Raw genomic sequence first — 18,000 nt, 5'->3', positions numbered from 1 at the left:
GCTCCGGGGAGGACCTGGCCCGCCCCTATGACGAAGTGGACGCCGCGGTGCCGTTCCAGGGCGACGGCCGCACCCAGGGATTCCTCCACGCGGTGCTCGCCGTGGACCAGACGCTGCGCTTCAAGCGCGGCAACGACATCCGCGAGCCGCTGCGCCTGCGCATCGGACAAGGCTTCGACCTCACCCGGCACGTGCCCGCGGCGGGGAAGGTGGACGCCCCGGGGCCCGTGCTGCGCGACACCTTCGCCCGGCTCAGCGCCACCGCTGGAATCCTCACGGCCGCGGGCACCGTTCGCTATGACCCCAACGCGGGCCGCTTCGCCGGGCTCTCCGCGGAGGTGAATGTCGACAACGGCAAGGGGCACGCCGTGTATGCGCGCTTCGATGACCTGCTGTGGGCCGGCGGCGCCGCGCTCGACATGGGGGTGGATCCCCGCGCCGTCGGACCTGAGGTGCTTCGCCGCTCGCTGGATACCCTGGTAGGCGGACTATCCCGAGTAGAACCCGGCTTCCCTCCGGCCGAACGGGCTCAAGCCCTCATCGCGGGTACGCGTTTGAAGCTCGGATTTGGGCTGGGAGTGCGGTACGAAGCAATTGTGCAGCCGCTTTACCAGGATTCAAAAACTCAAGAAAACCGCCCTCTGGCTCAGCAGACGTTCGGCCTCTCGTATGGGCCTGCATGCGACTGCTGGCGGGTAGAGGGGGTGGTGACGCTGCGGCGGGAGCTGGGGCTGGAATTCTCCGGCATCAACCTCATCGTGGCGGATTTCGGATCCTTTGGTTCCGGAGGCTAGGAATCACCAGCAGTGGGTGGTGGTTCCTCCAACCCCGAAACAGCCAGGAGAAGTACTTCGTGTCGGACCTCGGAAAACGAATTGGGCAGCGCATCCGCGAGCTTCGGACACAGCGGCCGGAGCGATGGACGCAGGAAGAGCTCGCGGAGCGGGCGCAGATCAGCGTGTCGTTCCTTTCCATGATCGAGCGTGGCGAGCGTGTCCCCCATGTGGAGACGCTGGCGGCCCTCGCCAACGCCCTGGGCGTGAGCCTGGGCGAGCTCTTCACGGGAACGGAGCAGACCCTTGCTCAGACGGAGGACCTCCTGCGGCCCCTGTCTGACTTCGCGCGCGCCCGTGGCCTCACCGCCCGGGACGTGGACCGTCTCCTGGGCGTGGCCCGGGTGATGTTCAGCGGCACCGCCGCCTGACGTGACCCCAGGGATTCCAGGCCCTGGACGCAAGAGGGCTCCGGTCCACCTGTCCTGTCCTTGACTGGACGGTAGGTGGCCCAGGAAGATGCGGAAGATGCGCTGTGCGCTGCTCGCGTACAGCCCGCTTCCTTCATCGCCTTCAAGGAGTTTCCCCTGATGCGTCCGGGTCTGGCCCCGTGGGTGGCCTTCGCGAGCCTGCTGTTCGTTGCATGCTCGCCGTCGGCCCCCGCCACACTTGAATTCGTGGACCAGTCACCGGCTCAGCCGCGACTGGGAGAAATCACCACGCTGCGCTTCCGCGCGGTGGACTCCCGAGGCCAGCCGCAGGCGGGTACGCCGGTGTCCTTCACGCTGGAGTCCCCCGTTCCGGGCGTCGAGCTGTCGCCCACCGAGGGTGTCACCAACACGGGTGACGGCATCGTGTCCGTGCAGTTGACGGCGCGCGGTGGCCGGGTGGCCTCCGCCGTGGTCATCGCCACCGCTGGCACGGGCGCCGAGATGAAGCGGGCCGTTTCGCCCGTGGTCAGCTTCGCGGGCACCAACTCGAACTCCCGCCAGTTCACCTTCCAGTGCGGCTCGTTCTCCGGCAACGCCTCCGGTCTGCATCACGCCGTGGGCGCCTGGGACGAGACGCGCAGCCTCATCGCGGGCGTGAAGGTCAACTGCATCGCCCACGTGGGAGATCGCAACGGTGACGGCGTGGTGGGCGCGCAGGTGTCCTTCCTCACGGAGGCGGGCACCATCGGTCCCAGCGCCGTGTCCGTCACGGACGTGGTGGGCAACGCGGAGGTCCTCTACAAGACGTCCCTGCCGCTGCCGCAGGACGTGGAGCCGGGCGTCTTCAACTGGAACCCGCTGGTGGATGCGACCCACACGGGCGAGTACCTGGCGCCGCTGTGGATGCACCCCTTCCTCTGGGACGAGAACCCCATCGCCGTCTACGGCAACGCCCCGCAGCCCCAGCAGGACCGCCCGGAGCCGCGCCGTCCGGACCCCATCCGCCCCGGCATCGTCCTCAACCCGCGTGACAACCTGGTCTCGCTGATCGCCATCACCAGCGGTGAGGAGGCCTTCGACGACCTCAACAACAACGGTGTCTGGGACACGGGCGAGCCGTTCACGGACCTGACCGAGCCCTTCGTCGACAACGACGACAACGGCACGTGGGACCCGGGCGAGCGCTACGTGGACACCAACGGCGACGGCCGCTGGACGGGCAAGAATGGCCAGCACGACGCCAGCACGCTCATCTGGGTGCAGGAGCGCATCCTCTGGACGGGCATGCCGCACGGGCTGGACAAGGACCAGACGCAGCGGCAGATCAGCCCGCCGCCCAACGCGCCGCCGCCGCTCATCAGCCACTACGGGGGCCTCGCGATTTCGTTCATCGTCTCCGACCCCTGGTACAATCGCATGGCCCAGAACGGCGACGACGACGGTTGCGATGGCGGCGGCACCGGCCCCGTCAATGTGTCTCCGGCCGGCACGGGCATCGCGCTGACCTACCCGTCCTTCAACTTCGAGACGTACGTGGTCAGCGACGCGCACGAGCCGCCCGCCGAAGGCCCCCCGCCGCCGCTCTTCGTCCCGCCGGCCGAGTGGACGGTGTCGCCCATCTGCAAGTACACGGCGGCGCTGCTGGAGGGCCACGAGGCCGTCGTCCAGGGCCCCACCGTCAGAGGCACGGTGGAGTAGCCGCCGCCCGTTTCTCCGGGCGGGCCCAGGAAGGCATTGACCCCAGGGCCCGCCCTCCGTAGGTTCCCCACTGGTTGACTGGCGAATCACCCGCCGGTGGAGGACAACCGTGGGTCAGCAGAGCAAGCCGACGGCGGACAGTGGCACGCGCGAAAGCGAGCGCCGCCGCACCATCCTCCGCGCGGCCATCGACGTGTTCGCGCGCAAGGGCTACCACGGCTGCCGCATCGCGGACGTGGCGAAGGAAGCCGGCGTCGCGTACGGGCTCGTCTACCACTACTTCAAGAACAAGGATGAGCTGCTCGAGACGGTGTTCGACACCGGCTGGAGCGGCTTCGTCACGCGCGTGCGCGCGGTGGTGGAGGGCGAAGGCTCGCTGGCGGAGAAGGTCCACGGCATCGTCGAGGTGGCCTTCGAGGCCTACCGGGTGGACCCGCGCGCGGTGAAGGTGCTCATCCTGGAGATTGCGCGCAGTCCGGCGGGCTCGCGCATCAACCGGCAGACGGCCTTCGTGGACGCCATCCGGCTCAGCTCGGCGCTCTTCCACGCCGCGCAGGAGCGGGGCGAATTGCGGCGGGGGTTGGACCCGCACCTGGCCTCCGCGCTCCTCTTCGGCAACATCGAAATGGCGCTCACCGCCTTCGTCGTGGGGCTGGCCGACGCGCGCGACCCCGACGCGCTGGAGCGGGCGAAGTCGCAGATCGCCGACTCCTTCCTTTACGGCGTCCTCACGGGCGCCCAGGCCGCTGAGGTGTCCGAATGGAAGCCGGAGAAGTCCGCTACGAAGTCCAAGGCCCCCAAGCGCTCCTGACCATTGACCGGCCCAAGGCCCGCAACGCCTTGTCCCCGGGGGTGGTGCGCGAGCTGATGGCCGCGCTGGAGCGAGCCGAGTCCGACGCCGCGGTGCGCGTGGTGGTGCTCACGGGCGCGGGTGAAAAGGTTTTTTGCGCGGGCGGAGATTTGGGCACCATGGCCGGTGACGCGGGCTTCTTGTCCACGCACGAAGGCCGCCGCTCCTACGGGCGGCTGCTGGCGCGCTTCCAGGAACTGCGCAAGCCCACCGTGGCGCGCGTCAACGGGCACGCGCTCGCGGGAGGCCTGGGGCTGGTGCTCGCGTGTGATTTGGCCGTCGCGGTGGAGGGCGCGGACCTGGGCACGCCCGAAATCGACGTGGGCCTCTTCCCGATGATGATGATGGCGCTGCTGCAGCGTCACCTGGGCCGCAAGCGCGCGCTGGAGCTGGTGCTCACCGGAGACCGGCTGCCCGCGCGCGAGGCGCTGACGTTGGGGCTGCTCAACCGCGTGGTGCCGGCCGCGGAGCTGGACGCCGCGGTGGGGGCGCTCGCGGGAAAGCTGGCGGGAAAGAGCCAGGCGGTGCTGGCGCTGGGGCGCCGTGCCTTCTTCACCGCGGAGGACCTGCCGCTGCCCGCCGCGCTGGAGTACCTGGCCTCGCAGCTGTCGCTGAACGTGCTGGCGGACGACGCGGGGGAGGGCATCTCCGCGTTCCTGGAGAAGCGTCCCCCGAAGTGGAACGACCGCTGACGGCGGCTACGGCGTGCCCAGCCTGGCGTTGCCGCCCCGGGCGACGCTGGGCGGCAGGTGCGGGAAGAAGTCCAGCTTCAGCAGGTTCGCCCCGTCCACCCACAGCCCGTCCACCTTCACGCCCCAGTGCAGGTGCGGGCCGGTGACGCGGCCGGTGCTGCCCACCTTGCCCAGCACCTGGCCCTGCTTCACCCGCGCGCCCCTCTTCACGTCGATGCGGGACAGGTGGAAGTACGCGGTGTAGAGCCCCGCGCCGTGGTGCACCAGCACGGTGTTGCCCGCCGCGTAGTTGGCGCGCGCCATGACCACCGTGCCGTCGTTGGCGGCCTGCACCGGCGTGCCCGGGTCCCCGTCGATGTCCACGCCGAAGTGCTGGCTGGACAGCTTGCCGTTGAAGGTGCGGCGGTCGCCGAAGGGCGCGGTGATGCGGTCCTCCCGCGGCCACGCGAAGTTCCGCGAGAAGTGCGGCGCGCTGAAGTCCTGGGCGAAGGCCGCCGCGAAGGCGCGGCGGTCCGCGGCCATGCGCCTGCGCACCGACGCGGGCGGCTTCACGTACTTGCCGGCCACGCGCAGCTCGCGTGACGGGTAGCCGGACTCCACGATGTCCAGCGTGCCTTTCAGCTCCACCCGCGGCGCGCCCGGGGTGACAGGGCCCATGGCCGTCACCTCCGCGGCGCCGGGCGTCAGCTCCACCGGCAGGCCGGAGACGGCCAGATAGCCATCGCCCCAAGGGAAGAAGCGCAGCGCGCGTCCGGCGAGCGTGCCGGTGGGCGGCGCCGTCACGCCGCTCACCCTCACCAGCACCGGGTCTCCCGGCTTGGCCGCGGTGGGCTGCAGCGTCAGCTGGGGCGGGGCCTCCTGGGCGGCGTCCTCGCTGGACGCGCGCACCGGCACCGAGGCGGTTTCGGTCGCACCGGCCTCCGCTCCAAGTGCGAGCAGGGCGAGGAGCAGGAAAGGGGACTTGGAATACTTCCGGCCGGGTGCGTGCGAAGGCATGGGCCGTTTTTACACCACGTCGCGCGCAACGCTTCCCGGGGTGTGGCGTTGATTCGCCGCACGCTTGCTCCGCCCCTCGAAAGCGCTCGGCGTGTCGCCTGGGTGGGAGGATGACCGCACGCCTCCTCCGCGCGAAGCCGACACCAGAGGTTGTCGGTACTTGGACGACGCATCCTGTCCGCGTGCCGCCTGCCTGGCCGTAGGGCAGGCGGGCTACCAGGGCACATTCCGTCAAGGCGTACCCGGGGGACTGGGGGCTTCCTAGCTTCTGAACGGACTCGTTGATTGGGAGATTCGCGGATGCCTCGTCCCTATAGCTTTGACCACTACCAGGTTCCGAAGACGCTGCCGGCGCCGAAGCGAAGCCTGCGTCGGCAGGACAAGGCGCGGCTGGCCCATTCCAAGGCGCATCCCGAGGCCATGGAGAGCCACGAGGGCGTTCACTACGGCAAGCGCTTCGCGGAGACGGAAGAGCTCTACATCGCGCATCAGATGGAGGCGCAGTTGGAGGAGCTGGCGCGGCCGGAGCCGGACGCCAAGTTCTCCCACGGCCCGGAGTTCAAGGCGGCAGGTGGCACGTCGAAGCGCAAGGCGCGTCCGACGTCCGCGCCTGCCGTGGGAGGAACGGCGCCGATTGGCGCGCTGCCCCCCACGCGCGAGCAGCCGCCGCGCGGGCGGCTGCCGGAGCTTCAGCTTCGCGACGAGGCGGAGCACCAGCTCCAGGCCCTGCGGGGTGGACTGGGCGACGCCGTCAAGGCCGTGTCCCGGCTCCTCCTGCTGCCCGTCACGGTCGTCCGCATGGCCGCGGGCCGCATCCTTCCTCTGTCCTGACCTGGGTGAGCGACGCGCGTGGAGCTGAGGCTCGTTTCGTACAACATCCATAGTGGTATCGGGGCGGACGGCCGCTTCGACCTGGGCCGGGTGGGCGCGGTGCTCCGCGAAGTGGACGCGGACATCGTCGCGCTCCAGGAGGTAGGCGACTTCCGCGCGGTGACGCCTCGGGAGGACCAGCCAGAGCACCTGGCGGACATGCTCGGGCTGCACATGGCGTTTGGCCCCAACGTCGTGCGCAACGGCCGGCGCTATGGCAACGCCATCCTGTCGCGGCTGCCCATCCTCAAGTCGAAGAACTACGACTTGAGCGTGGGCCGCCGCGAGCCTCGGGGCGCGCTGCGCTGCGACCTGGACATCGGGGAAGGGCAGCAGCTCCACGTCTTCTCCCTCCACCTGGGCCTGCGCCTGGGCGAGCGGCGCAAGCAGGAGGCGCTGCTGCTGTCCTCGGACATCCTCCGTGATGCCGCGCGGAAGGACCCGTTGGTGGTGTGTGGAGATTTCAACTATTGGGGCAACGGCCCGGTGCCCTCAATGGTGCGCGAGGCCATCCACGACGCGGCGCTGGAGCTCGGCGCGCCCGCTCGCACGTACCCCACGCGCCTGCCCCTGCTACGGCTGGACCGCATCTTCGTGGACGCGGGCGTTCGGCCGCTGTCCATCCATCCTCACCGCACGAAGCTCAGCCGGGTGGCGTCTGACCACCTGCCCCTCGTGCTGCGCTTCGAGACGCCCATCGCCGTGGAGCCTTCCGTCTCTCCCCCGGTGCAGCTCATCGGGTAGACTGGGCGGATGGGCTGGCGCGCGCGTTCACTGGCCGACGCTTGCGGGTGCCGGACAAAAACTCCGTGACGTGGTTGTCGCGGAACGGGTGCATGCCTAGGTTGGCCCGCACCTGAGAGGCCGTATGCGTCGGCCGGAGAGCGCATGCACGTGGGAAGTGAACAGGCGGAGCGCGGAATCTCCGCGCTCGTCGGGCGCATGGCCGACGGCTTCAGCCGGCTGGTGACGCAGCACCTGCAACTGGCGCGCATGGAGCTGGCCGAGGACGTCAAGGCCACGGGCCTGGACGTGGCGATGATCGTGGCCTTCGTGCCCTTCATCCTCGTGGGTTATGGCTTCGTGTGCGCGGCGCTGGCAGCGTGGCTGTCCACGTGGTTGGGATGGCCCGGAGCGCTGGCCGGAATCGGCCTGCTGAATCTGGTGGGCGGCGTGGGCGGCGCGATGTGGGCGGTGAACCGGCTGAAGGCGCGCCGGATGATGGACGATACGTCACAGGAGCTCTCGCTCAGCGTGGCCGCGCTCACCAACGCCGCCCCCAGCGCGGCCGTGAACGCGCTCCAGGGGACGAAAAGTGAAATCTTCAAGGAGCCCCCGCATGGCCGGTAGCAATGGACAGCCCAAGGCCCACAGTCCCCGCAGCAGCGCGGACCTGCGCGCCGAAATCGAGCGCACGCGCGCCGAGCTGGCCACGTCCGTGAGCGCCCTTCGCGAGGAAGTGGCCGTGGCCGCCGACTGGCGCCAGTGGGTGAACCGCAATCCCTACGCCTGCGTGGGCGCCGCGTTCGTGGTGGGGCTGTGGCTGGGCTCGCGCGACTGACGACTTCCGTAGTACCCCCAATGAGGAGCTGACTTCGATGGAGATGAATCCGCAGCAGATGGCCGACAGGGCCCGTGAGTTGCAGGACCGCGTGGTGCCGCAGATCGACGAGGCCCGTCAGAACATCGTGGACCTGAACCACCGCGTGGTGAGCTTCATCCGCGCCAATCCGGGCACGTGCCTGCTGGGCGCCGTGGCCGTGGGCTTCCTCGTCGGACGCATTGCCTCGCGCCGCTGAGCCGCGCGCTGGAACCACACGAGAGGGTGAACGCATGACGACGTTTCCAGGTGCATCGAGCAATGGCACGCCGCAGGACCCGCAGGGCGGCTTCGGGCAGCGGGTGGACCACATCGGCAGCGACGCGCAGCAGCTCTGGTCCGACGCGCGCAGCGCGGTGACGGACTTGGGACAGACGCTGGACCTGCGCGGACGCGTGGAGCGCAACCCCTACGGGATGATGGCGGCCGCCGTGGGCGTCGGCTATCTGCTGGGCGGCGGGCTCTTCACGCCGCTGACGGCGCGCATCCTCCGGCTGGGCGTGCGCCTGGCGGCGCTGCCGCTCGTCAAGGATGAGCTGATGGGCATGGCGGAAGCGGCCTTCCAGGGCTATCAGACTGGACGTGGTATGGCTGGTCCGGGCCCGCAGGGCTCCGCGTCGGCGAATGCCAGCTCCGCAGGAACTCCTCGCCCGCCGACGTACTGAGCCGGGCTCTCCTCCACCCCACAACCCCTGGAGTCGCAAATGGTGAACTTCAACAACCTCAAGAAGCTGGACAAGGACGACCTGCTGCACCTGGTGGGCCTGGAGACGCGCCGGGACACGGTGGACACGCTGCTGCCCGTCGTGGGCGCCTTCGCCGCGGGCATCCTCTTGGGCGCGGGCCTGGGCCTGCTGCTGGCGCCCAAGCCGGGCAACCAGCTGCGCGATGACCTCCGTCAGCGCCTGCACACCGGCCAGGAGTACCTGACCAACGCGGTCGGCCGCTCGTCCGAGGGCGTGGCGCAGACGGGCCCGCAGGGCACCGTGTCCCGCACCTCCTGATTCGCGGCCTCCGCCGTACACGGCCCCGGACGGGGCCATGGGCCTCCATTCGCGCCGGCAACGGCCGCGGGTGGGGGCCTTCCCGTTTGGAGCCGGTTAGAGTCCACCGCCGTGAGCGAGACGACGCAGGGTGGGATGGTGAAGCACGCCGGGGCCAGCGAGGGCGCGCGCCCGGACGCGGCGCTGGCGCGGCTGCGCGCGCTGGAGACGCTGGAGTCCGGCTACGAGGCGTGGCTGGAGCTTCAGGTGGAGCATGCGGCGTCGCGGCTGCGCTTCCGCGAGGAGCGCGAGCGGCTGGAGCAGCAGGGCTCGTTCCTGCTGGGCGCGGTGCGCGCGGCGGCGCTGACGCCTCCGCCGGGCGCCGAGCCCGCGCTGGTGACGCCGCCGGCCGCGCCGGGGGACTTCCTGCGGGACGCGGAGGACAAGCTGACGCAGGCCCGCGACGCGCTGGCCCTGCGCGAGGCGGAGAGCGAGGCGAAGCATGCCGAGGCCTTCGCGGAGATTCGCGCCACGCTCAAGGACCGCATCCAGCGCTACCTGAGCGCGAGCCGTCCGTCCCTGACGTTGCTGCTGCGCCGCGTGGGGACGGAGCGCGCGATTCTCCATCTGAAGCGCGTGTCCGGAGACACGCCCGTGCTGCTGTGCTTCCTGCTGACGGGCAGGATTCCGTCCCGGTACGGCTTCCTGCTGGACGACTCCACCGAGGACGTGTCGCTGCCGCCCGCGCCGCTCTACGCCGATGAGGGCGTCGCCGCGGAGCAGGTGCGTCCGGACGCGGCGGGGTTGGAGGCGCGCGTGCGGGGGGCAGGGGAGGTGGTGCCGCTGAAGGGCTTCCTCCCCTTGTTCGTCCCGCGCCCCGCGGGAGGCGAGGACTTCTTCCGGCTGCTGCAGCGGGGCGTGGTGCTGGAGGTGGAGGTCTCGGACGGGACGGCCTTCCGCAACGTCCTCTCCCGCGAGGAGTCCGAGCGCTTCGCGGGGCACCTGCTGCGCCTCAAGCTGGAGGGGCGCATCGGGCTGGACATCGAAGTGGGCTGACGCGCCGCCGGGGGGGCTTCCTAGCGCGTGCGCACCACGCCCACCTCGGCGGTGCCCGCCAGCAGCGCGCTGCCGAGGAACAGGTTGCCGGACTCGGCGCCGCCCATGCGCACGGCGTGGAAGATGACCAGGTAGGTCTGCTCGCGCTGGGGGAACGCGGTGGCCGGAATCGTCACGCGGGCCTCGCGGTACGGGCCCGGCAGGCCCACCAGTTGGAGGAACTGGACCGGCGTGGAGGGCAGGTTGGTGTACGTCGGCTCGCCCTGCGCGCCCTCGGCGCTCAGGGGCACCACGGTGACGAAGCCGAGCGTGCGCTCGGTGTTCGCCGGGGCCGCGGGCCGGTCGAAGGACAGGGGCGTGCTCGCGTCGATGCGCAGGAAGCCTTCGGGCGGGTGCAGCGCGGCGATGGTCTCCTTCACCGGCGCGTCGTCCACCTGGCCCACGTAGCGCGTGCCACCCTGGTTCGCGATGAACTGGTACGTGGCACCGGACTGGTAGGTGAAGTCGGAGGCGCCCACGCTGGTGCGGCGGTAGTTGCCGGAGCCCTCGTCCGCGAGCGCCGTGGCCTGGCCCCCCACCGGCTGCACCGTGATTTCGGCCCCCGCCAGGCCGGAGGGCTGCGAGTTCTCCCCCGTCCGGCTGCCGAAGAAGAGGATGGCGGCCGTCTGCGCGGGCAGGGCGATGACGTCGCCGCCATCCGGGCTGAAGGTGCCCGCGTCATGGCCGGCCAGCGCGGAGGCGGAGACCTCGACCTCCGGGGTGGAGAGCAGCGTGCCGACCATGACGTGCTCGGCGGTGAGCTGGTCCAGGTCGCAAGCCAGGAAGGCGAGGGAGGAGGCGGCGAGCGCCGCGGACACCAGGGTGCGTTTCATGGGAGCACGAGCATAGCAGGTGCCCCCGCAACGACGCCCGCGCGCGGGCCCGTCTCAGGGTATCCTCCGGGCCACCCGTGCAAGGTCACCGCGTTCACTCCGCAGGCCGGCGCTTCCTGAAGCGGCTTGGCGTCTCGCTGTTGATGGCCCTCCTCTTCGGAGGCGTGCTGGGGCTTCTCGTGTACCTGCGCCCCACCAGCATCGTGCCGCCCAAGGATCCACCGTCGGCCTGGGTCCCCTCCGCGGCGGTGAACGCCGTGCAGGCCTGGCTGGAGAACTGGGAGCGCGTCACCTACGACTGGCGCGTGCGGGAGCTGGGGGAGCGCTCCGAGCGCCCCGACGAGGCCGTCGTCATCGCCATTGACGACGAGACGCTCGCCGAGGCCCGCCAGGATGTACGCCCCGGCGTCGCCACGCAGCCCTGGCCGCGCCAGCTCGTGGGCCGCCTGGTGCACCGGCTGGTCCAGGAGGGGGCGTTGCTGGTGCTCGTGGACCTGCCCTTCACCGACCTGAGCCCCAACGGCTGCGCCGAAGCCTCGCCCGCGCAGTCGCTCTCCTGCGACGACGCGGCCTTCGCCGCCCAGCTGGCGAACGACGCGGGCCGGGCGCTGCTGTCTTTCACCTGGGAAGCGCAGGGCCCCCGGGTGATGCCCCCCGCCAACCGCCTGTGGCCATACCGCGTGAAGCTGGGCGTCTATGACGCGTCCGAGGCGGCCTTCCTGCGCGCGCAGGCCGTGCTCGCGGCGCAGCGCCCCGCCTTCATCATCCCCGCGGGCAGCCAGGTGGAGGTCTGGGGCGGCGCCACGGACGAAGCGGACGGCAAGGCGCTGGGCGCGCGCCTGGGAGCCACCGCGCACGTCCTGGAGGAGCGCCGCGCCGCGGATGACAGCTACCGCGTGGGCCCCACGGAGCTCTTCGTCGCGCTGGCGGAGGTGCAGGTGGAGGGACTGGACGCGGCGGGCCTCATCGAGCTGCGCCAGGTTCAGCACCCCGTGGTGCCGCTGTTGAACGGCAGCGCGGGGTTCGGCGCGTCCACGCTCGTGGCGGGACGGGACGGGCGCGTGCGCGCCGTGGCGCACCTCATGAGCTACACCGTGCGCGGCAAGCGCCACATCCTGCCGTCGCTGCCCCTGGCCGCGGCCATGCGGCTGGCTGGGACGCGCACGCTCCGCTATGCGGACGGCAAGCTGCACGTGGGGGACCAGTACGCGTTCCCCATGAGCGCCTCGGGCCTGAGCCTGCTGCGCTGGGACGCGCCCAACGCGGGCCGGGGCTCGCGCGGCTCGCTGGCGCGCTCCATCCGCGCGTGGAACGTGCTCCTCAACGTCTTCGACGTGGCGGACGAGCGCCCCGCGCGCTTCGAGAATGACCTGGAGGGCCGCACCGTCGTCCTCACGCGGACCGCCGGCGAGTCCGCGCACCTGCGTCCCACGCCCCTGGGGCCCCAGACGCCCGGGGGCGCGATTCTGGGGCAGGCGCTGGCCAACATCCTCCGCTCGGAGGGCATCACCCGCGCGGCGCCAGACTTGGACCTGCTCCTCACGCTGGGGCTGGCCTTCGTCGGGGCCTTCCTGGCGCTGTCGCTCAGCTTCCTGCTGCGCTCGGTGCGCGGCGCCGTGCTCTACGTGGGCTTCCTGGTGGCGGCGGGCGCGGGCTACACCTTCGGCGCCGCGTACGTCTTCGTCGACCAGCGGCTGTGGGTGGCCATGGCCGGGCCGCTGCTGGCCATGGTGGGGGCCTTCGTCGCGACCATCCGCTACGCCTACGGCACGGAGCGGCAGATTCGCGACTTCGTGCACAACGCGCTCGGCCGCTACGTCAGCCCGGACGTGGCCCGGCTGGTGGCGCGGGACTTGAGCCTGATGCGCCCCGAGCGCCGGCAGATGTCCGTGTACGTCTGTGACATCGAGGGCTTCACGCGGCTGTCGGAGGGCATGCCGCCCGAGCAGCTCGTGGGCCTCTTCAACGCGTACCTCACGGAGATTTCCGCGGTGGTGCGGTCCACGGCGGGGCAGGTGGACAAGTACATCGGCGACTCGGTGATGGCCTTCTGGGGCGCGCCGGTGCGCACGGACCGCCACGCGCACCTGGCCTGTGAGGCGGCGCTGAAGATGCGGGAGGTGCTGACCGAGCGTCAGCCCGCCTGGGAGAAGAAGTACGGCCACCGCCTCAGCTTCCGCGCGGCCGTGGACACCGGGGAGCTGGTGGTGGGTGACCTGGGCAGCGAGCTGAAGTCCAACTACACCGTGCTCGGAGACGCGGTGGGGCTGGCCTCGCGGCTGGAGTCCATCAACAAGGTGTACGGCACCTACGTGCTGGCCGGGGACACCACCGCGCAGCTCGCCAGCGGCAGCTACGTCTTTCGCGTGGTGGACCTGGTGCGCTTCAAGGGCCGCCCGCAGCCGGTGCGCGTGCATGAGCTGGTGGCGCGGCGCGGAGAAATCACCCCCCGCATGCAGGAGCAGCTCGCGCTCCACGAGCAGGCCCTCACCGCCTACCACCAGCGCCGCTTCGCGGAGGCGCACGCCCTCTTCGAGCGCGCTTCACACGAGTACCAGGACACCGTCGCCGCGCTCTACGCCGGCCGCTGCGCCCGCTTCCTCGTCACGCCGCCGCCCTTGGACTGGGACGGGGTGCACGGCATGGAGGAGGGGGCGCCCACCGCCGCGGCGGCGTGAGTCACGGCTCGCCGCCGTCCGAGTCCGGCTGGCCGAAGAGCTCCTTCACGGGCGCGTCCTTCGCGATGTGCTCCGCCACCACGCGGCGCATCTTCTCCGCCGTCATCGCCGAGTAGTACACCTCGCCCGGCCAGCCCATGAGCTGGTAGTCCTCGGGGGAGAGCGGGTCTCTCTTGCGGCCGGTGTCCTCGCGGATGACGACGTTCGGCCCCATGTGGCAGAAGCCGTAGCAGCCGCCGCGGTACAGCTCGCAGCGCGGCGCCAGCCCCTGGGCGGAGAGGGTGTCCCGGGCCTCGGCGTGGACGGCGTCCGCGCCGCCCGCCTTGCAACTGGAGCCCTTGCACACCGACAAGCGATAGCGCTTCACGGCGGCGTCTCCATGAGGCCGCCATCAAGCGTATTGAAGAGGTTCAGCTTCACCACCAGCCCCCTGGAAAAGCGCCGGCCCGCCCTCCCGCGTTGAAGCGGTAGGCGGGCCGGGAGTCCTGGTGAGGCCGGTACGGCCTCACTGGGAATCGGGATTCACTTGATGAACTTCGTCACCTGGATGGGGCCCTGCTGCGTGACGACCGTCTGGTGGCCCGCATGGGCCCCCGCGGGCAGCGCCTTGCCGTGGCCGTCGTGCTCTCCATGCGGCAGCTTCAGCTCCACCAGGCCCTCGCCGATGCGCGTGTGCGCTTCCTTGTGGACGTGGTGCGGCTCCTCGGAGCCCTCCCGCTTGTTCCACGGGTCCGACGGGTGGGACACCGGTGGGCCCTTGAGCAGCTTCGGGATGTCGTAGACGAAGTTCTGCCGCGTGTACTCGGGCGGGGTGTGCGTGTAGGTGTCCATGCGGATGGCGTCCTTGGGGCACGCATCCACGCAGAGGCCGCACACGATGCACCGCAACTCGTCGATGACGAACTGGGTGGGGTACTTCTCGATGACGCGGTCCTCGGAGTCCGAGGCTTCGTCCTCGTACTCACCCGCCTCGATGTAGATGCACTGCGCCGGGCAGATGGTGGCGCACATGTAGCAAGCCACGCAGCGCGGCTTGCCGTCCTCGCGCGGAACCAGCCGGTGCAGGCCGCGGTAGCCCTCGGGGTAGATGGGCTTCTCCTCGGGGTACGCCACCGTCGTCATCAGGCTGGCGCCGGTGCGGTCCACCACCTGCGTGTTGGTGTCACGCGTCCCGAAGAGGTTGCGGAAGAAGTGCTTCGCGGTGATGCCCAGGCCGCGGAGCAGGTTGGGCACGTAGGTCCGCTCGCGGATGTCCGTGCGCGGGTCCTTGCTTACCTTGTAGGCCATGATGGTTCTCGATTCCCGGATGCTGGGGCCGAAAGGTGCGGCCTAGTGGGTGGACGCCGGGGCCGCGCCGTGGGCGTGCGCCGGCACGTCATGGGCACCATGCCCGCCGTGTCCGTGGTCGTGGCCATGGGCGCCGTGCGCGCCGCCATGTGCACCGCCGCCCTCGGGGACCTTCGTCGTCGTGGTCAACACCACCAGGAGGCCAATCTCCGCCAGGCCGAGGATGGCCAGCGCCCGCAGGGACGGATCCCAGAGGACCAGCGCGCCGGTCACGAACACGTTCACCAGGCCGATGGGGAGGAGGATCTTCCAGCCCAGGGACTGAATCTGGTCGTAGCGGAAGCGGGGGAACGTCCAGCGGATGAGCAGCTGCACCCAGATGAGGAACAGCACCTTGAGCCAGAACACCGTGCCCAGGATGGTGCCCAGCAGCCAGCCGTGCTCCTGCATGACGGGCAGGTTGGCCAGCCACTCGTTGCCGAAGGGCAGGTGGTAGCCGCCGAAGAACAGCGCCGTCGTCACGCCGGCCAGCACCACGACCTCCACGAACTCGGAGATCATGAAGAGGCCGAACTTCATGCCGGAGTACTCGACGAAGTAGCCGATGATTTCGGACTCGCCTTCCGGCAGGTCGAACGGGGCGCGCTTGGTCTCCGCGAAGGACGCGGCGAAGAAGAGCAGGAAGCCCAGCGGCTGGATGAAGATGCCCCACGCGGGCAGCCCCAGGTCGAAGGCGCCGTCGGTGCGCCACAGGTACTGGGCCTGGCCCGTGCCGCCGGTGAGCGCGCTGCCGATGTCACCGATGATGGCGGGGAACTGGACCGAGGAGAACGTCAGGAAGAGGCCGACCAGGGACAGGCCGAGGGCGACTTCGTAGGAGATCATCTGCGAGGTGGCGCGCACGCCGCCCAGCAGCGCGAACTTGTTGTTGGAGGCCCAGCCGGCCAGCGCGGTGCCGTAGACGGCCAGCGAGGCGATGGCGAGCACGTAGAGGACGCCGAAGTCCGGCGTGGCCACCACCATGTCCACGTTGCGGCCGAACACCTGCACCGACGGACCGGCGGGCACCACGGCGAACAGGGCGAAGGTGGGCGCGAAGGCCAGGATGGGGCCCAGGTTGAACATGAACCGGTTCGCCGTGGCCGGAATCAGGTCCTCCTTGGTCAGCATCTTCAGCACGTCCGTGAGGATGTGCGGGAGGCCGCCCAGCGAGCGGTTCTTCAGGCCGGGCAGGGCGATGCGGGCGCGGTTGGGACCCATGCGGTCCTGGATGAACGCGCTCCACTTGCGCTCCGCCATGGTCAGCAGCGTGGCGATGACCATCACGAAGATGAGGACGAGGAACAGCACGTTGGTCAGCCGGCTCGCGCCCGTGAACCAGTGCTCCTCCACCAGGCCACCCACCAGGTAGGCCGACGCCATGCCACCCGCCATCAGGAAGACGATGGTGAACATGGCGACGAGAATCGTCAGTACGCGGCTCATGACTAGATACCCCTCACCCGAGGCGTGCCGAACTCACGGTACCCCGCGGGGCGACCGTCGGCACCTGCCGGCAGCGGATTGATGCCCGGCTTCTCCCGGTCCGCCGGAGACGCCTTCTCCCAGTTGAACTCCGCGAACTCGGCCACCTGGCCCGCCAGCTCGCGCCACACGTCGACGGCGCGCTTCCAGGTGGACTCGCCACCCAGCTCACGCGTCAGCTCCCGGACCCACTCCCAGCCCGGGACGACGTCGCCCTTGGGCGGGTACGCCTTGCGGAAGCGCTGGATGATGCCGTCCTGCTGGACGAAGGAGCCCTCGTCCTCCACGGGGACGGAGGCCGGCAGCAGCACCGTGGCCTGCGCGGTGATGGCGGACTCGGTGAAGGCCTGCGCCACGAACACGTCCAGCTGACCGGCGGCCTCCGCGAAGGCGTCCACGTTGCCCGGCACCTCGGTGCCGATGGCGTAGAGCGCCTTCACCGTGCCCGCCTTCAGCGCGGTGGTGAGCGCGTCGAAGGTCTCCAGCTTGAGGCCCAGCCCCTTCGCGATGAGCTCCAGGCCCTTGCGGTTGGGGTTCTTGTCCGCCGTCATCAGGAAGTGGTCGGCGGGGCCCGAAGCACGGCCGCCCACGTACACGGTGGACACGCCCAGCGTGCCCTTGGCGAAGCTCAGCCCGGCCAGCAGGTCCTCGTTGGAGGCCAGGGGCGAGGCCATCACCGCCAGCTGCTTGCCGCCCTGCACCGAGCGCAGCGCCTTGGCCGCGGCCTGGACCGCTTCCTTGCGCGTGGTGACGGGCACCGCCTCACCGGCGCGGCTGGCGCGGCGGCCCACCTGCGCCTGCAGCACGCGGCCCAGGTTCAGGTACTTGTAGGTGAGCCGGCCCTCGTCGCACATCCAGCTCTTGTTGATGGCCTCGTTCTCCCGCGGGCGGTAGCGGTACGAGTCCTGCGACATCCAGTCCACGTAGGTGGTGCAGCCGCGCGAGCAGCCGGTGCACACCGACGGGGTGGCGGACAGGAACCACGCGCGCGCCTTGAAGCGGAAGTCGCGGCTGAGCAGCGCGCCCACCGGGCACACGTCCACGGTGTTGAGCGAGTAGTTGCTGTCCAGCTCGCTGCCCGGGAACACGTCGATGCGCTCGTGGCTGCCGCGGCCGAACACGCCCAGCTGCGGCTCCTTGGCCACTTCATTCATCACGCGCACGCAGCGGGTGCACATGATGCAGCGCTCCTGGTCCAGCACGACGCGGGGCCCCAGCACCTTGCGCTTGTTCTTGAGGGCCTTGGTGCCCTCCAGGCGCGAGGGCCGGTAGTCGTACTTCATGTAGTAGTCCTGCAGCTTGCACTCACCGGCCTGGTCGCAGATGGAGCAGTCGACCGGGTGGTTGAGCAGCAGGAACTCCATCACCGCGCGCTGCTGCTCCTTCACCTTCGGCGTGGTCGTCTTGACGACCTGGCCTTCGGCCATGGGCGTCTGGCACGCGGGCACCATCTTGGGCGCGTTGGACGCTTCAATGAGGCAGATGCGGCAGTTGGCCGCGATGGAGAGGCGCGGGTGGTAGCAGTAGTACGGGATGTCCGAGCCGACCGCCTTGGCCGCCTCGATCATGTTCGTCCCCGGCTTCACCACGACTTCCTTGCCGTCGATGGTGGCGGTGATGAACCCCGGGTTCTTTGGCGCCGGCTTGGGCGGCGGGCCGCCGGAGGGCGGCTTGGGCGGCGGCGTCCCCG

19 protein-coding genes and 1 pseudogene are annotated in these 18,000 nt (G+C 70.4%); 14 read left to right on the top strand and 6 right to left on the bottom strand.

Features of this window, described 5'->3' with window-relative positions:
* The 5 genes and pseudogenes from G4D87_RS16400 to G4D87_RS16380 all read left to right on the top strand — a co-directional run.
* Positions 1-794: pseudogene (locus tag G4D87_RS16400) on the top strand (LPS-assembly protein LptD); the annotation flags it as partial.
* Positions 795-853: 59 nt separating this feature from the next.
* The gene (locus tag G4D87_RS16395; RefSeq protein ID WP_002634858.1) at positions 854-1,204 is read left to right on the top strand and encodes a helix-turn-helix domain-containing protein; all 351 of its coding nucleotides are present in this window, start codon (positions 854-856) and stop codon (positions 1,202-1,204) included.
* A 159-nt stretch (positions 1,205-1,363) separates the two neighbouring features.
* On the top strand, positions 1,364-2,902 hold the full coding sequence (locus G4D87_RS16390) for an Ig-like domain-containing protein (RefSeq protein WP_163783011.1): 1,539 nt from the start codon (positions 1,364-1,366) through the stop codon (positions 2,900-2,902).
* Between the two features lie 109 nt (positions 2,903-3,011).
* Positions 3,012-3,713: a TetR/AcrR family transcriptional regulator gene (locus tag G4D87_RS16385; protein WP_163783010.1), complete on the top strand. Its 702-nt coding sequence runs from the start codon at positions 3,012-3,014 to the stop codon at positions 3,711-3,713.
* A complete protein-coding gene (locus G4D87_RS16380) occupies positions 3,662-4,444 on the top strand; it encodes an enoyl-CoA hydratase/isomerase family protein (RefSeq protein ID WP_163783009.1) in 783 nt (260 codons plus the stop codon). The genes G4D87_RS16385 and G4D87_RS16380 overlap by 52 nt, the downstream gene beginning before the upstream one ends.
* Positions 4,445-4,450: 6 nt before the next feature.
* Here the strand turns inward: G4D87_RS16380 and G4D87_RS16375 are convergent, their stop codons facing one another.
* Positions 4,451-5,440, bottom strand: a complete 990-nt coding sequence (locus tag G4D87_RS16375) for a M23 family metallopeptidase (RefSeq protein ID WP_163783008.1) — start codon at positions 5,438-5,440, stop codon at positions 4,451-4,453.
* A gap of 300 nt (positions 5,441-5,740) precedes the next feature.
* Between G4D87_RS16375 and G4D87_RS16370 the strand changes: the two genes are divergently transcribed.
* From G4D87_RS16370 to G4D87_RS16335, 8 genes are all read left to right on the top strand, one after another.
* Positions 5,741-6,271 carry a hypothetical protein gene (locus tag G4D87_RS16370; RefSeq protein ID WP_176412047.1) on the top strand — a complete coding sequence of 177 codons (531 nt, stop codon included), beginning with the start codon at positions 5,741-5,743 and terminating at the stop codon, positions 6,269-6,271.
* A gap of 18 nt (positions 6,272-6,289) precedes the next feature.
* Positions 6,290-7,054 (top strand): endonuclease/exonuclease/phosphatase family protein, encoded by a 765-nt coding sequence (locus G4D87_RS16365; protein ID WP_163783006.1) that lies wholly within the window; start codon positions 6,290-6,292, stop codon positions 7,052-7,054.
* Between the two features lie 144 nt (positions 7,055-7,198).
* Entirely contained in the window at positions 7,199-7,660 is a 462-nt protein-coding gene (locus tag G4D87_RS16360) for a phage holin family protein (RefSeq protein ID WP_163783005.1), read from the top strand.
* Positions 7,650-7,871 carry a DUF3618 domain-containing protein gene (locus G4D87_RS16355; protein WP_163783004.1) on the top strand — a complete coding sequence of 74 codons (222 nt, stop codon included), beginning with the start codon at positions 7,650-7,652 and terminating at the stop codon, positions 7,869-7,871. Before G4D87_RS16360 ends, G4D87_RS16355 begins: the two co-directional genes overlap by 11 nt.
* A 37-nt stretch (positions 7,872-7,908) precedes the next feature.
* Positions 7,909-8,109: a hypothetical protein gene (locus tag G4D87_RS16350; protein WP_163783003.1), complete on the top strand. Its 201-nt coding sequence runs from the start codon at positions 7,909-7,911 to the stop codon at positions 8,107-8,109.
* 34 nt (positions 8,110-8,143) lie between these two features.
* Positions 8,144-8,575 carry a hypothetical protein gene (locus G4D87_RS16345; RefSeq protein ID WP_163783002.1) on the top strand — a complete coding sequence of 144 codons (432 nt, stop codon included), beginning with the start codon at positions 8,144-8,146 and terminating at the stop codon, positions 8,573-8,575.
* Between the two features lie 39 nt (positions 8,576-8,614).
* Positions 8,615-8,914, top strand: a complete 300-nt coding sequence (locus G4D87_RS16340; RefSeq protein ID WP_163783001.1) for a YtxH domain-containing protein — start codon at positions 8,615-8,617, stop codon at positions 8,912-8,914.
* Between the two features lie 111 nt (positions 8,915-9,025).
* Positions 9,026-9,949: a hypothetical protein gene (locus tag G4D87_RS16335; RefSeq protein WP_163783000.1), complete on the top strand. Its 924-nt coding sequence runs from the start codon at positions 9,026-9,028 to the stop codon at positions 9,947-9,949.
* 20 nt (positions 9,950-9,969) lie between these two features.
* Here the strand turns inward: G4D87_RS16335 and G4D87_RS16330 are convergent, their stop codons facing one another.
* Positions 9,970-10,821 carry a hypothetical protein gene (locus tag G4D87_RS16330; RefSeq protein WP_240358326.1) on the bottom strand — a complete coding sequence of 284 codons (852 nt, stop codon included), beginning with the start codon at positions 10,819-10,821 and terminating at the stop codon, positions 9,970-9,972.
* Between the two features lie 143 nt (positions 10,822-10,964).
* On the opposite strand from G4D87_RS16330, the gene G4D87_RS16325 reads away from it, so the two are divergent.
* A complete protein-coding gene (locus tag G4D87_RS16325; protein ID WP_163782999.1) occupies positions 10,965-13,499 on the top strand; it encodes an adenylate/guanylate cyclase domain-containing protein in 2,535 nt (844 codons plus the stop codon).
* Position 13,500: 1 nt separating this feature from the next.
* Here the strand turns inward: G4D87_RS16325 and G4D87_RS16320 are convergent, their stop codons facing one another.
* The 4 genes from G4D87_RS16320 to G4D87_RS16305 form a co-directional block, all read right to left on the bottom strand.
* On the bottom strand, positions 13,501-13,866 hold the full coding sequence (locus G4D87_RS16320; protein WP_163782998.1) for a (2Fe-2S) ferredoxin domain-containing protein: 366 nt from the start codon (positions 13,864-13,866) through the stop codon (positions 13,501-13,503).
* 155 nt (positions 13,867-14,021) lie between these two features.
* Entirely contained in the window at positions 14,022-14,786 is a 765-nt protein-coding gene (locus G4D87_RS16315) for a NuoI/complex I 23 kDa subunit family protein (RefSeq protein WP_163782997.1), read from the bottom strand.
* Between the two features lie 42 nt (positions 14,787-14,828).
* A complete protein-coding gene (locus tag G4D87_RS16310; protein WP_163782996.1) occupies positions 14,829-16,271 on the bottom strand; it encodes a complex I subunit 1/NuoH family protein in 1,443 nt (480 codons plus the stop codon).
* Between the two features lie 2 nt (positions 16,272-16,273).
* Positions 16,274-18,000: NADH-quinone oxidoreductase subunit G (locus G4D87_RS16305; protein ID WP_163782995.1), on the bottom strand; the 1,727-nt coding region annotated here is incomplete at its 5' end.

The sequence above is a fragment of the Myxococcus vastator genome (assembly GCF_010894475.1).
Lineage (GTDB): Bacteria > Myxococcota > Myxococcia > Myxococcales > Myxococcaceae > Myxococcus > Myxococcus vastator.
This window is presented reverse-complemented; position numbering and strand designations above follow the sequence as displayed.

Coding starts and splice junctions, on each gene's coding strand:
- G4D87_RS16360 (WP_163783005.1), top strand. CDS start 7,199: ATGCACGTGGGAAGTGAACAGGCGGAGCGCGGAATCTCCGCGCTCGTC.
- G4D87_RS16350 (WP_163783003.1), top strand. CDS start 7,909: ATGGAGATGAATCCGCAGCAGATGGCCGACAGGGCCCGTGAGTTGCAG.
- G4D87_RS16330 (WP_240358326.1), bottom strand. CDS start 10,821: ATGAAACGCACCCTGGTGTCCGCGGCGCTCGCCGCCTCCTCCCTCGCC.
- G4D87_RS16315 (WP_163782997.1), bottom strand. CDS start 14,786: ATGGCCTACAAGGTAAGCAAGGACCCGCGCACGGACATCCGCGAGCGG.
- G4D87_RS16375 (WP_163783008.1), bottom strand. CDS start 5,440: ATGCCTTCGCACGCACCCGGCCGGAAGTATTCCAAGTCCCCTTTCCTG.
- G4D87_RS16355 (WP_163783004.1), top strand. CDS start 7,650: ATGGCCGGTAGCAATGGACAGCCCAAGGCCCACAGTCCCCGCAGCAGC.
- G4D87_RS16325 (WP_163782999.1), top strand. CDS start 10,965: ATGGCCCTCCTCTTCGGAGGCGTGCTGGGGCTTCTCGTGTACCTGCGC.
- G4D87_RS16390 (WP_163783011.1), top strand. CDS start 1,364: ATGCGTCCGGGTCTGGCCCCGTGGGTGGCCTTCGCGAGCCTGCTGTTC.
- G4D87_RS16310 (WP_163782996.1), bottom strand. CDS start 16,271: ATGAGCCGCGTACTGACGATTCTCGTCGCCATGTTCACCATCGTCTTC.
- G4D87_RS16345 (WP_163783002.1), top strand. CDS start 8,144: ATGACGACGTTTCCAGGTGCATCGAGCAATGGCACGCCGCAGGACCCG.
- G4D87_RS16380 (WP_163783009.1), top strand. CDS start 3,662: ATGGAAGCCGGAGAAGTCCGCTACGAAGTCCAAGGCCCCCAAGCGCTC.
- G4D87_RS16340 (WP_163783001.1), top strand. CDS start 8,615: ATGGTGAACTTCAACAACCTCAAGAAGCTGGACAAGGACGACCTGCTG.
- G4D87_RS16370 (WP_176412047.1), top strand. CDS start 5,741: ATGCCTCGTCCCTATAGCTTTGACCACTACCAGGTTCCGAAGACGCTG.